The sequence below is a fragment of the Clostridium amazonense genome (assembly GCF_056431285.1).
The window spans coordinates 463954-478519 of sequence record NZ_JBWKMH010000033.1 but is presented as its reverse complement, the minus strand read 5'-3'; the positions used below and the strand labels follow the sequence as shown (position 1 = coordinate 478519).

Annotated in this window: 12 protein-coding genes; 11 read left to right on the top strand and 1 reads right to left on the bottom strand. The window is 26.8% G+C overall.

From position 1 onward, the window contains the following. Positions 1 to 24: 24 nt before the first annotated feature. The 9 genes from AC07E4_RS17000 to ppdK all read left to right on the top strand — a co-directional run bounded on the left by AC07E4_RS17000 (position 25) and on the right by ppdK (position 10352). On the top strand, positions 25 to 2145 hold the full coding sequence (locus AC07E4_RS17000; RefSeq protein WP_034438099.1) for an HD family phosphohydrolase: 2121 nt from the start codon (positions 25 to 27) through the stop codon (positions 2143 to 2145). Next, positions 2129 to 2629: an rRNA maturation RNase YbeY gene (gene ybeY / locus AC07E4_RS16995; RefSeq protein ID WP_034438098.1), complete on the top strand. Its 501-nt coding sequence runs from the start codon at positions 2129 to 2131 to the stop codon at positions 2627 to 2629. Before AC07E4_RS17000 ends, ybeY begins: the two co-directional genes overlap by 17 nt. Before the next feature lie 122 nt (positions 2630 to 2751). Then, complete coding sequence (locus tag AC07E4_RS16990; RefSeq protein WP_034438097.1) at positions 2752 to 3450, top strand: diacylglycerol kinase; 699 nt, start codon at positions 2752 to 2754, stop codon at positions 3448 to 3450. A 222-nt stretch (positions 3451 to 3672) separates the two neighbouring features. After that, on the top strand, positions 3673 to 4071 hold the full coding sequence (locus tag AC07E4_RS16985; RefSeq protein WP_034438095.1) for a cytidine deaminase: 399 nt from the start codon (positions 3673 to 3675) through the stop codon (positions 4069 to 4071). A gap of 11 nt (positions 4072 to 4082) precedes the next feature. Then, complete coding sequence (gene era, locus AC07E4_RS16980; RefSeq protein ID WP_034438094.1) at positions 4083 to 4970, top strand: GTPase Era; 888 nt, start codon at positions 4083 to 4085, stop codon at positions 4968 to 4970. A 9-nt stretch (positions 4971 to 4979) separates the two neighbouring features. Then, complete coding sequence (recO, locus tag AC07E4_RS16975; protein WP_034438093.1) at positions 4980 to 5723, top strand: DNA repair protein RecO; 744 nt, start codon at positions 4980 to 4982, stop codon at positions 5721 to 5723. Between the two features lie 82 nt (positions 5724 to 5805). Next, positions 5806 to 6396, top strand: a complete 591-nt coding sequence (locus tag AC07E4_RS16970; RefSeq protein WP_034438091.1) for a DUF4342 domain-containing protein — start codon at positions 5806 to 5808, stop codon at positions 6394 to 6396. 555 nt (positions 6397 to 6951) lie between these two features. Further along, entirely contained in the window at positions 6952 to 7635 is a 684-nt protein-coding gene (gene ccpN / locus AC07E4_RS16965; protein ID WP_051539804.1) for a transcriptional regulator CcpN, read from the top strand. An 80-nt stretch (positions 7636 to 7715) separates the two neighbouring features. After that, positions 7716 to 10352, top strand: coding sequence for a pyruvate, phosphate dikinase (ppdK, locus tag AC07E4_RS16960; protein ID WP_034438090.1), 2637 nt, complete (start codon positions 7716 to 7718; stop codon positions 10350 to 10352). Positions 10353 to 10520: 168 nt separating this feature from the next. Here ppdK and AC07E4_RS16955 read toward each other — a convergent pair whose 3' ends face one another. Further along, a complete protein-coding gene (locus tag AC07E4_RS16955; protein ID WP_034438088.1) occupies positions 10521 to 11588 on the bottom strand; it encodes a CotS family spore coat protein in 1068 nt (355 codons plus the stop codon). A 395-nt stretch (positions 11589 to 11983) separates the two neighbouring features. Between AC07E4_RS16955 and AC07E4_RS16950 the strand changes: the two genes are divergently transcribed. Beyond that, complete coding sequence (locus AC07E4_RS16950) at positions 11984 to 12193, top strand: hypothetical protein (RefSeq protein WP_051539802.1); 210 nt, start codon at positions 11984 to 11986, stop codon at positions 12191 to 12193. Positions 12194 to 12786: 593 nt separating this feature from the next. Continuing rightward, positions 12787 to 14550 carry a DNA primase gene (gene dnaG, locus AC07E4_RS16945; protein ID WP_034438087.1) on the top strand — a complete coding sequence of 588 codons (1764 nt, stop codon included), beginning with the start codon at positions 12787 to 12789 and terminating at the stop codon, positions 14548 to 14550. Positions 14551 to 14566 lie beyond the last annotated feature (16 nt).

Here is a 14566-nt window from a genome sequence, read left to right as displayed (position 1 = left end):
AGAGAAGAAAGTCGGAGGTATTTTATGGATAAAATACAAAGTAAAAAAAGAAAAAAATTTAATGTATTTAAAATATCTAATAAAATAGTATTTTTAATAGTAACATTAATTATATATCTTATACTTTCTACTTCTATAATAACAAAAACTTATGATTTAAATGTGGGGGATATAGCTAAAGTAGATATAAAGGCTCCTAAAGACATAGAAAATCAACTTGCTACAGAAACTGAAAAAGAGGAAGCTATAAAACATATTCCGGATGTATATAGTTATAATGGAGAAGTAAGTCAAAATGCCATAAAAAATATAGAAGAATTTTTTAAAGATGCAATAGAAGTAAATGGAAAATATGAAAATGTTTCTGCACAAGATACTAAAGCGGAAGAGAGGAAAATAGGAGAGCTTAAGAAAGTATTAAAGATTAGTAACTTATCAGAGGAAAATTATCAAGCGATAGCTAAGACTACAGTTAAAGAACTCGAAGAACTTAGAAGTTTTACAACCAATACTATGACGAAACTATTTGATGAAATGAAAATACATGAAGATAAGCCACAAGACATAGTATTAGCACAAGGAATGATAACAACAATATTTAATAATTCTAGATTTTCTAAAAACCTTAAAGATATAGGAATGAATGTTGGATATTCTCAAGTAAAGCCTAATTATTTTATAGATTATGATAAAACTCAAGAACAAAGAGAAGAAGCTAAAAAGAAGGTAAAACCTGTAATAATAAAGAAGGATCAAATTATTGTTAAAGAAGGGGAACCGATAAATCAAATACAAATAGAAGTTTTAAAAGAACTTGGGTTACTTGATAAAGACAATTCATTGAGGATATATATATATATTGCATTACTTGTTCTTATTCTATCAGTTGTAATTATGCAATGGTATTATTTAAAAAATGTACGAAGTGATATATATGGTGAGAATAATAAAATATTGGTTATAAACACTTTAACGATCATATCATTGATATTAGCAACTACTTTAAACATTATATCGCCATATGCTATACCATTTGCTTGTGTTCCTATACTTATTAGTATCTTAGTAGATAATAGAGCATCAGTAATTATAAATATATTAAACGTTATACTTATGAGTGTAATTGTAAAGTTTAATCCTATAGTAATTATAATTGCACTTTTTAATGCAGTAGCAGTTCCTGTTATGTTAAAAAAAGTTCAGCAAAGAAATGATATATTGCATGTAGCTGCGTATCTTGCTGTATTTAACTTTGTATTCTCGTTGGCATTAGGATATATATTAAGTAATCATATAAGAGGAGTTATTATTCAGGCTGGGTTTACATCTCTAGGAAGTATAATATCAGGAATATTAGCTATAGGCATTTTGCCGGTGCTAGAGAACTCTTTTGATATTGTAACTAATATAAAATTATTAGAGCTTGCAAACCCTAATAGTCCTCTTTTAAAGAGGTTATCACTAGAAGCACCAGGAACGTATAACCATAGTGTTTTAGTAGCTAATTTAGCAGAATTAGGTGCAGAAGAAGTAGGAGCAAATTCAGTTTTGGCAAGAGTAGGTGCATATTATCATGATGTTGGAAAAATAGAAAGAGCATATTATTTTAAAGAAAATCAATTTAGTGGTGAAAACCCACATGATAGAATTTCTCCAAAAGTTAGTTCGCTTATAATTACATCTCATGTAACGGATGGAGTAGAGCTGGCTAAAAAATATGGACTTCCTAAAATTATTAGAGATGTGATTGAACAGCACCATGGAGATTCTTTGGTGAAATACTTTTATATCACTATGAAAAATTCAAGTGAAAATCCAGAAGATGTAAAAGAGGAGGACTTTAAATACAAGGGGATTAAACCATTAAGCAAAGAGGTTGCAATAATAATGCTTGCAGATAGCACAGAAGCGGCAGTTAGGTCTATACAAAACCCAACTAAAGAAAAAATTGAATCTATGGTTGATAATATATTCAAGGGCAAATTAAATGAAAATCAATTAGATAATTGTAACCTAACATTTAAAGATATAAATAAAATAAAGCAAGCATTTTTAAAAGTATTAAGAGGTATATACCATGAAAGAGTGGAATATCCATTAGATAAATTGGAGGCAAAAGAGATAAATAATGATACTGATAGATAATAGACAAGAAAAAATTGAAGTTACAAATGAGTTAGAAGAAAAAATGACAGAGATTATAGGATATACTTTAAAAGAAGAAAAAGTTAATGTTCCTTATGAAGTAAGTATAATTTTTGTTGATAATGATGAAATAAGAAGTATAAACAATGAGCAAAGGGATATAGATAGAGTTACAGATGTACTATCTTTTCCGATGTTAGATTATGAAAAAGATAAATATTTTAAAGATATGTATTCTGATTATAAGTTTGAACCATATGAATTAGATGATGGTAAGTTAGTGCTTGGGGATATGGCGCTTTCGTTAGAAAGGGCTAAGGAACAATGTATTGAGTATGGCCATTCATTTATAAGAGAGGTTATGTATTTAACTGTTCACTCAATGTTGCATCTTTTAGGATATGATCACATGGAAGATGATGAGAAGAAGGTAATGAGAAATCGAGAAGAAGAAATTATGACTAAATTTAATATAACTAGATAAAAATATTAATAAATAATATATAATTACATAACATATATTATAAAATTCATGTTAACTCATAGTTAAGTGTAAATTTAACTATGAGTTAAATTTTAAATTCTATAAAATAGGGTGATATGTTTATGAAAGTAAAAAAGATGTTAGATAGTTTTAATTATGCTATAGAGGGGATAATATATTCGATTAGAACACAGCGAAATATGAGAATACATGTTTTTGCAACATTGATAGTACTTACACTATGCTTTTTTTATGATTTGACCAAAATAGAACTTTTAATAACTACTATAACGATAACCATGGTAATAGTAGCTGAAATGGTAAATACAGCAGTGGAATGTGCTATAGATGCTACTACTAACTATTATCATCCACTTGCTAAAATAGCTAAGAATGTTGCAGCAGGTGCTGTTTTAATAACTGCATTGAATGCTGTGTTAGTTGGGTATATAATTTTTTGGGATAGGTTATTACCTTTTTCGATGAATGTGTTAAATAAGATAAAAAATAGTAGTCCGCATATGATATTTTTAATGCTTATAATTGTTAGTATAGTTACTTTAATAGTTAAAGCTATATTTGGTGAAGGTACACCGCTAAAAGGTGGCATGCCAAGTGGACACAGTGTTATATCATTCTCTATTGCAACAACAATAACTTTAATAAGCAATAATGCAATAGTAATGCTTTTATCATATTTACTAGCTATAATAGTAGCACAAAGTAGAGTAGATGCTGAAATACATTCAATTTTAGAAGTTGTATGTGGGGCATTATTTGGCATATTATTAACACTTATTTTATATAAATTTCTAACATAAAAAAATTATATTTAAAATAAAGATGACTAATTTAGTATTTTGTAATATAATTATATTCCAATGTTCATGGAAAAAATAATTTTATATACGGCATTAATATATAGTGTATATTTGAATTAATTTACATTTATAGTGAGAGTGAAATAAATAATATTAACCATAAATGTTAATTGTCAATTGACATTTGACTTGAGGATAATGGTATATTTAGGAGGAGTAAAAATGCAATATAAAGATATCGTTAAAGAAGCTATAAAAGCTAGAGAAAATGCATATGCACCATACTCTAATTTTAAAGTTGGAGCAGCGCTGATAACAGAAGATGGAACAATATATTCAGGATGCAATATCGAAAATGCTTCATATGGAGCATCAAACTGTGCGGAGAGAACAACTATTTTTAAAGCAGTTTCAGAAGGGCATACTAAGATTAAAGCAATTGCAGTTGTTGGAGATATGTCAACATATACATCACCATGTGGTATATGTAGACAAGTAATTGCAGAATTCTTAGAAACTGACGGAAAAATTATAATTGTAAAAAATGAAGAAGATTATATTATAAAAACTTTAGAAGAAATTTTACCAGGAGCTTTTACTAAAGCTGACCTTATAAAATAATGGAGGAAAGAATGTTTAAATCAGGATTTGTAACAATAATAGGTAGACCTAATGTAGGAAAATCTACATTATTAAATTATATAATGGGTGAAAAGGTATCAATAGTTTCAAGTAGACCTCAAACTACTAGAAATAATATACAAACAATAAAAACAACAGAGGATTACCAAGCTATATTTGTAGATACACCAGGAATGCATAAACCAAGACATAAACTAGGTGAATACATGGTGAATGTTGCAAAAGATTCTTTAAAAGAAGTTGATGTTGCTTTATTTATAACAACTCCAGAAGAGGATGAAATAAATAGAGGGGATGCACATATATTAAATCAACTTAAAGAGTGCAACATACCTATATTTTTACTTATAAATAAAATTGATGAAAATTCAGCGGATAAAGTAGCTAAAGCTATTGAAAGATATTCAAAAGAGTTTGAGTTTGCAGAAGTAATTCCTTTAAGTGCGATAAATGGTAAAAATGTAAATACATTATTAGAACTTATAGTAAAAGAACTTCCGGAAGGACCTAAGTATTATCCAGATGATATGATAATGGATAGACAAGAAAGATTTATAGTTACGGAAGCTATAAGAGAAAAAGCATTAAGACTTCTATCAAAAGAAGTGCCACATGGTATAGCTGTAGAAATATTATCAATGAAAAAAGATGAAAGTGGCAAATATCACATAGATGCAAATTTGTTATGTGAAAAAGATTCACATAAAGGTATAATCATAGGTAAAAATGGAACTATGTTAAAGAAGATTTCTACATATGCAAGACAAGATATAGAAAAGTTTTTTGAAACTAAAGTATCACTTAAACTTTGGGTAAAGGTAAAAAAAGACTGGAGAGATAGTCAAATAATGCTTAAAGAATTAGGATATAAAAAATAGAGGTCAAAAGTGAATATAATAACAACTAGAGGAGTTGTGATTAAAACTCAAGATTATAAAGAAAATGATAAATTAGTATGGCTTTTTACTGAAAAGTTAGGCAAGATATCTCTAATAGCAAAAGGGGCTAGAAAAAATAAAAGTAAACTTATGTCGATTACTCTTCCTTTTTGCTATGGAGAGTTCACTTTATATAAGGGCAAAAGTATGTACATATTAAATGAAGGAAAAATAATAGAATCTTTTCAACAGTTTTTAGATGATTTTGACTATCTTATATATGGTACATATTTTAATGAACTTATAGATATAGTTTCAGAAGATGAGGAAAAGCAATTTGAATTATTTAAGGAATTTATTACTTGTTTTTATCTAATGAGGAGTAAAGTGGTTGATTTAGAATTATTATCAAGAGCATTTGAACTTAAAGTGTTAAAATATACAGGATATGAATTAAATTTAAATTATTGTTCAATGTGTAATGAAAAAATGAAAAATTCTAATTACATATCTTTTCAATATTTAGGTGCAATTTGTGATGAATGTGAGAAAAGTTATGGAACAAAAATAACTAATATGGCTTATAATATATTAAAATTTCTTAATAATTCGACCTTAGACAAAGTTAGTAGGGTAAAGGTTAATGAGGTAGCTAGAAAAGAAATTTATAAAATATTAGCTCAAATAATAAGCACTAATTATCAGAGAAGACCTAAAAGTTTGGATATGTTGAAAGAATTTTTTGAAAAATAATTTATTAAATAAATAAAATTTCAAAATGAAGTTTAGTTAGTTATTTAATTTAAAAAACAATCAAAATTGGAGGGGAATATTCATGAAAGAAATAACTTTAGAAGATATAGATATACTTAGAAGTAGATTTGGAATAAGTTATAATGAAGCTAAAGAAATATTAGAAAAATTTGAAGGAAATGTAATAGACGCTCTGATTTATCTCGAAAAAATCGATAATGAGAAAGAAAAAAATACAAATATTAATAAAGATGAAATAATAAATGCTATAAAGAAGATAATAGAAAAAGGAAATGCAACAAGGATAAAAATAAAAAAAGACGATGAAATTATATTAGATATACCGTTAACAGGGGTAATAGCTACAGGTGCGATAACAGCATTATATCCAAAACTTTTGGCTATAATTACAGTCACATGTGCAATTACGGTAGTTGCATCAAAACTTACAATAGAAATAACTAAAGAAGATGGATCAGTTGAAATTATAAATAAAACTATCAAAAAAGGAATGAATACTGCTAAAGAAACTGTGTGTGACTTTGCGGAAGATATAAAAGAAAGTTTAAATGAAATAAAATCCGGAATAAAAAGTAATGTTAGTAGAGAATCAGAAGATGAACATGTTCTTAAATCAAATACTTATTCATATAAAGTAAATTTTGAAAACTAGACATATGTCTAGTTTTATTTAATTTTTTAGAAAAATAGTAAATAAATAATAGTGGTTTGGTGTTTATTTAATACGAAAAAAAGAATTTTAAATTTTAAATTTAATGAATGACACTATAAAATGTCGGAAAAAAATTATGTATAAGTTTTCCTTGAAATAAAAACAAGAATAAAAAAATATCGCAAAAAATACAAATTTCAAATTAATTAATATATCACATAAGCTTTTAAAAATGTTATAAATAACGCGTAAAATAAAAAATGTAATACACTTTTTACTTGATTTTTATTGCGTTTCAAGTTATATTTAAAATGTAAGAAATATGTTATTGAATAATATGAATAGTTAAAATAATTTGAAATTTACAATTCAATGCAACAAAATTTGCATAAGCATATTAAACATGATAGAATAAAGAAGCAAATAGTACTTGCTGACCTTTGAACTTATCGTATATTATGATAAAATTAATACTGTATTTTTATCATCGATATTTATGATTTAAATAATTTTAACTATCCATAGGAAGTAATTTCATATTGTTTTTTATTCAATATGAATGCAAATAGCATTAATAAAAATTTAGATCGAAAGAGGGCGAAGACAATAGAATTTTCAGCAAGACAAGAAGAAATAATAAGACTAGTAAAAGAAAATGGACCAATTACTAGTGAAACATTAGCTGCAAAGTTAGGATTAACACGTTCGGCAATAAGAGCAGACTTATCCATACTTACAATGATTGGGATGTTAGAGGCAAGACCTAAAGTAGGATATATTTACTCAAAAGGAAACTCCGTAGGCTTTAGTAGTGATTATATAAGAAGCATAAAGGTTAAAGATGTTATGTCAAAGCCTATAGTAGTTGCAGAAGAAACTACAGTTTATAATGCTATTTTAGATTTATTCTTAAATGATGTGGGAACTTTATTTATAACTAATAATGATAATTTGGTAGGTGCAGTATCAAGAAAAGATTTTATAAAAACTGCAATGGGGACATCAGATATTCATAAAGTACCAATAGGGATTATAATGACAAGAATGCCCAATATAATATTAATAGAAGAAGAAGATTCAGCTTATGATGCTGCTAAAAAAATAATTGAACATGAGGTAGATTGTTTACCTGTAGTTAAAAAAGAAATAGAAAATGGCAGAGAAGTGTTTAAAATTAGGGGGAAAGTTTCAAAAACTAGTATAACAAATATATTTGTTAAATTGGGTGAAGATAGATAGGAAATATTCTTTGACAGTATATTTCCTGTCTATTTAACTATATATTTCTAAATTATTTTGTTTTAAGGGGTTGTTTAAGAATGGAAGGAAAAAAGTATGTATACCTTTTTAAAGAAGGTAACGGTTCAATGCGAGATTTGCTTGGGGGCAAAGGTGCAAATTTAGCAGAAATGACAAGTATAGGAATACCAGTTCCACAAGGATTTACAGTAACTACAGAAGCATGCAATAAATATTATGATGATAATGAAGTTATATCAGAAGAAGTAGTTAGTGAAATAAAAGAAAAAATGAAGGAATTGGAAAGAAGTACTGGTAAAGTATTTGGAAGTTTAGAAAATCCATTGTTAGTTTCAGTAAGATCTGGTGCTAGAGCATCTATGCCAGGTATGATGGATACAATATTAAATTTGGGATTAAATGATACAACAGTAGAAGTAATGGCTAACAAAACTAATAATCCTAGATTTGCATATGATTCATATAGAAGATTTATTCAAATGTTTGCAGATGTAGTAATGGGAGTAGAAAAAAAACATTTTGAAAATATAATGGATGAGATTAAAAATGCTAAAGGTGTCAAACTAGACACAGAATTGGATGCGGAAGATTTAAAAGAAATAGTTAAAAGATTTAAAGCATTTTATAAAAAGGAAAAAAATCAAGATTTCCCAATGGAACCAGAAGTTCAACTAATAGAATCTATAACAGCAGTGTTTAGATCATGGAATAATCCAAGAGCTATAGTATATAGAAGATTAAATGATATACCTTCAAGTTGGGGTACAGCAGTTAATGTTCAAGAAATGGTATTTGGAAATAAAGGTGAAACATCTGGTACTGGTGTTGGATTTACAAGAAATCCGTCTACTGGGGAAAAGAAAATATTTGCAGAATATTTAATGAATGCTCAAGGTGAGGATGTTGTTGCAGGTATAAGAACTCCATCACCTATAAGTAAATTAAAAGAAGATATGCCTAAAATATATGATGAGTTTATAGAAATAGCTAATAAATTAGAAAGCCATTATAAAGATATGCAAGATATGGAATTTACTATAGAAGAAGGTAAATTATATTTCTTACAAACTAGAAATGGTAAAAGAACTGCACAAGCAGCTTTGAAAATTGCTGTTGATTTAGTTGAAGAAGGAATGATAACTAAGAAAGAAGCAGTTTTAAAGGTTGAACCTAGACAATTAGATACTTTATTACATCCAAATTTTGATATAAAAGATTTAAAAAAATCTGAACCAATTACAAAAGGATTGCCAGCATCACCAGGAGCTGCTTGTGGAAAAGTATATTTTACAGCAGAAGATGCAAAGATAGCTCATGAAGAAAGAGGAGAAAAAGTTGTACTTGTTAGACTAGAAACTTCTCCAGAAGATATAGAAGGAATGATAGCGGCAGAAGGTATCTTAACAGTAAGAGGAGGAATGACTTCACATGCAGCAGTTGTGGCAAGGGGAATGGGAACTTGTTGCGTAGCAGGATGTGGAGATATTCAAGTTCATGAAGAAGAAAAGACATTTAAGGTAAATAATGTTTTATATAAAGAAGGAGATTACATCTCTATAGATGGTAGCACAGGAAATGTTTATGCAGGTCAAATAAATACAGTTGAGCCAGAGATAAGTGGATATTTTGGAACACTTATGGGTTGGGCTGATGAAATAAGAGTTCTTAAAGTAAGAACAAATGCAGATACACCAAGAGATACTGAACAAGCTATTAAATTTGGTGCAGAAGGTATAGGACTTTGCAGAACTGAACATATGTTCTTTGACACAGATAGAATAATGGCAGTTAGGGAAATGATAGTTGCTAACACTGAAGAAGAAAGAAGAAAAGCATTAGAGAAAATACTTCCTATGCAAAAACAAGACTTTATAAAAATTTATGAAGAATTAGAAGAAAAACCAGCAACTATAAGATTTTTAGATCCACCACTACATGAATTCTTACCATCAGCAGAAGATGATATAGAAGAACTTGCAAAAGATCTAAATATAACTGTTGAAAATTTAAAAGATACAATAGCACATTTACATGAATTTAATCCTATGATGGGACATAGAGGATGTAGACTTGCAGTATCATATCCTGAAATAGCAGAAATGCAAACAAGAGCAGTTATAGAAGCTGCAATAGATGTTAAAATGAGAAAAGGATATAATATAATTCCAGAAATAATGATTCCTTTAGTTGGGGAAGTTAAGGAGTTATCATATATAAAGAATGTAGTAAATAAGGTTGCTGATGAAATTATTAAAAATAGCGGAATAGAACTTAAATATCTTGTAGGTACAATGATAGAAATTCCAAGAGCTGCAATAACAGCAGATGAAATTGCTAAAGAAGCTGAATTCTTCTCATTTGGAACTAATGATTTAACACAAATGACATTTGGTTTTTCTAGAGATGATGCTGGAAACTTCTTAAAACACTATTATGATAAGAGAATTTATGAGTTTGACCCATTCCAAAAATTAGATCAAGATGGAGTAGGCAAGCTTGTAAAATTAGCAGCAGAACTTGGCCGTAAAGAAAGACCAACAATAAAATTAGGAATTTGTGGAGAACATGGCGGAGATCCATCTTCAGTAGAATTCTGTCATAGAGTAGGATTAAACTATGTATCATGTTCACCATTTAGAGTGCCATTAGCAAGACTTGCAGCAGCACAAGCACAAATTAAAAATCCACGTAAATAAAATATTTAAAATAAAAGGCATCATTGAAGATGCCTTTATTTTTGCGTAAATTTATATTAATTCATCACTCTTACTTCTTACTTGATTTCCAATATAAATATAGTAATAAATTGTAATAGAGTTAGTATCATTTGACAAAAATATTACTTTGAATTTGAACTTGTTTCCCTATAGAATAGTATCAAATTTATATTCTATATAGTTCTTAAATTTTAACGCAAAACTATATTGTTTTTCAGATAAAGAAACAGATTTTTTTAATAGCATAATAAATGACTTTTTATTACACTTGTTTATATTAGCATAATAATCTCTAGAAATTTTCCAGTATTTTTGCGGAAAAGTTAAATATGAAAGTAAATATTTGTAGTCGTCTAAATTTAAAGAATTTGATTTTTCGTATTCATCTAAAAAATGTAAAGTAAGTGGTAAACTCCATTCATTTTTTTCTTTTCTTAATAATCGTCGCAAACAATAACCTATATCCAATGAACAAAAATCTATTTTGCATTTATCAAAGTCTATAACCCAAACATTATCTTCTTTATCCAAAATTAAATTTTTACTTACATAGTCATTATGACACATAGAGGTAGAGAGGTTATTTTCATTTATAGTTGATGCTATTTTGTTAGAAAATGAAGCTAACTTTATATTTATATCAAAATTTTTTAGATACAATTTAGAAAAATTATCTTTATATTTATAAGCATAATTAGAGTAAAGTAAGAGATTATTGAAATGCTTATTTATAGAAGTATAAAACTTTGAACAACCAATTCTATTGGTACAACCATGTATAGGTTCAAAGTTTGCTGAAGACTTATGGATTTCACCTAGTGTCTTTCCACATAAAATAACTTCATATTGAGAATTAAAGTCGCATTTTTCACCGTTTACCCAAGGGGTAAGAATAAAAAGCATATTATTATATATAACAAATCGTCCATGATTTTTGGTGGATAGAATCCTAGGAACATTTATTTTATGTCTATAAAGCCATTCAGTTGCAGAATAAATAAATAGTAAATCCTCAATAGGATAATAAACTTTTTTAAGACAATATGTATTATCCTTATCACTTATCATGTAAACAGCTCTTTGTTTTTCTGTATCTTTAAATTTGATTTGTTTTACATCACAGTTTTCCAAGTTGTAATTAGTGAGAACATATTTTTTTATATTATCTTCATTTAAGAACTCTAAATTGTTTTTAGAATTTACAACTTTACTCATCAGAACACTCCTTAATAAAAGATTACATTATAAACATATTAATAAAAAAACATTAATATACATGAATATAAAAAAATAAAGTAAATATATTATTAAATAAATTTTTGGCATTTTGGAATTAATAGTATTTAAATAAATATATATAAAAATAGAGGTTTTTATAGTACAACAGTAGAATAAATGATATTATAGGTTTTTAGGTATAATTAGTTTAATATAAGAGAAAAACTATAAAAAATGAGAAAATAGTTTTACATTAATGTGAAAACTATTCGAAGATATAAATAAAAGTAGTATAAAAACTATAGTTAAAGTATTAGTTTTTATGATGAGTAAGTAGAAGTAATATAATTTTATTATTAAATACCAGTGAAAAGGATATAGTTGAATTAGATTTGACATATGAAGTATTAGATGGCATACTTTATCACAGTGGATTTAATTTAAATTCAAAAAAATCTTTTACATTAGAAGGACAAGTTATAAAATATGCATATAAAATTGCATATACAAATCATGATATAGATGATTTTATTAGAGCTAAATTATTAGCTAAAAATGACATTCCAAGTAGTATAATTAAAAATTTAGGGCAAAATTATTAATGAAAGAATTAATATGTTTGTTGAAATTGTATTTTAGATGAAGTTAAAAATAAAATAATAATAAAAGTATTAGAGTTTTTTTTATAGACACAAGATGTGTTAGAAGAACTTATAAATTTTATGTTTAAAAAAACATATAAAGGAGATATTTTAAAAGTAGAAAGAAAAAAGGCAAAATTTGTTTTTAAAATTATAAATGATTATCTGTTATAATCATCTACAAAAAGATCTCAATTTATACAGATTATATGTAAAAATCACAAAATGAAAAGTATTAAATTAAGAAGTTATTGATATATTAAGAGAAGAGTAGCAAATATTGTCTTTTGCTCTTTAATAGTATGTATGTTAATGAATATTAAAAATATTATTTTTATAATATTATAATATGTATTTATAATATTTAAGGGAATAATATAAAATACTTAAATAAATAATATAAAAATTGAATTTTTTGAAGGAAATTTTTAATTTATAAAGAATATATAAAAAGTAAAATATTAATACTGACAAAAAATAAATAAAAAAAGAAGGAATTTTAATTTTTTTGTCGAATTTGAATAAAAGAAATTTAAAAGGTGGGATTTTAACCAGTGATTTCAGAAGAAGTCATCCAAAAAATAAAAGAGGAAGCGGACATTGTAGATATTATATCTGAAAAAATTTCACTAAAAAGAGCAGGAAGAAATTTTTTAGGAAGATGTCCATTTCATAGTGAAAAGACACCGTCTTTTACGGTATCTCCAGATAAACAAATATATAAATGCTTTGGTTGTGGAGAAGCAGGTAATATTTTTAGTTTCGTTATGAAAACTGAAAATTTATCTTTTCCAGAGGCAGTTAAAAGAGTGGGAGAAAAAGTAGGAGTAGAAGTGGAAGAAGAAGGAGGAGTAAATAAAGAAAAAAAACAGCGGTATGAAAGAATGAAGAATATTAATTTAGAGGCTGCCAAGTATTTTTTTTCTTTGTTAAGAAAGAATCCTGTTGCTATAAAATATTTAAAAGATAGAAATATAGAAGAGAGAACTATGAATAAATTTGGTCTTGGATTTGCATTAGATGATTGGCAAAATCTTAGAACGTATTTAAAAAGAAAAAAGTATAGTGATAAAGAAATTGAAGAATTAGGATTAATAATAAAAAGTCCTAAGAATAATTACTATGATAGGTTTAGAAACAGAATAATATTTCCAGTTTTTGATTATAAAGGCACTGTGATTGGATTTGGAGGAAGGGTACTTGATGATTCAAAGCCTAAGTATTTAAATTCGCCAGAAACACCATTATTCTTTAAGGGAACTAATTTATATGGTTTAAATTTTGCACTTAAAGATGACTTTCAAAGAACGATAATAATAGTTGAAGGGTATATGGATTGTATATCATTATATCAAAATGGAATAAAAGGTGTAGTTGCAACACTAGGGACTGCTTTAACAGAAAATCAAGCAAAGATTTTAAAAAAGTTTGCAGATAGAGTTATTATAGCATATGATGCAGATACAGCAGGACAAAATGCTACTTTAAGAGGATTAGAAATTTTAAGAAAAGTAGGTTTGGAAGTTAGAGTTTTAACTGTTCCAAGTGGAAAAGATCCAGATGAATTTATAAAAACATATGGAAAAGATGCCTTTGAGAAGTTAGTTAAAAATGCATTGCCTTTTATAGATTATAGATTAAAAAAGGCAGAAGAAGGAATAAATTTTAGAGATAATGAGATGATAATAAAGTATAAGAATTTAGCACTAAATATATTGAAGGATTTAGGCGAATTTGAAAGAAATATATATATAAAGAAAATTTCAGAAAAACTCAATGTTAAAGATGAAATATTAACTGATGAATTTAATCAAAAAAATGCTCATAAAAGTATTGGAGAAAATTTATTAGATAAATTTCAACGGGATACTTATATAGAACCTGCAAGTATAAAAGCAGAAAGAATTTTAATAAAACATATATTAGAACATACCAAGTATTTTGATACAGCAAAATCTTTAATAGATGAGCTAGGATTTATATCAAATTCACATAAAAACATTTATGAACTAATAGAGAGGTTTTCTAATTTAAATTATGAAGAAAAAATAAAAAACATTGAAAATAATTGTAAAGATAATGATACAATGAAACAGTTTGTAAACCTAATGGAATATTCAATAGATAATGTAGATTGCAATAATGATAAAATAATACAAGATTGCGCTAAGATTATAAAAAAATATAAGTTAGAGGAGTCAGAAAAAGAAATTATGAATAGAATAAAACATTATGAATCTAAAGGCTTGATGGAAGAGTCATTAAAATACGCTCAAGAATTAATTAATATACAAAAGAACCTAAAAGGATTGCAATAGAACGAAGGGAGGGAAC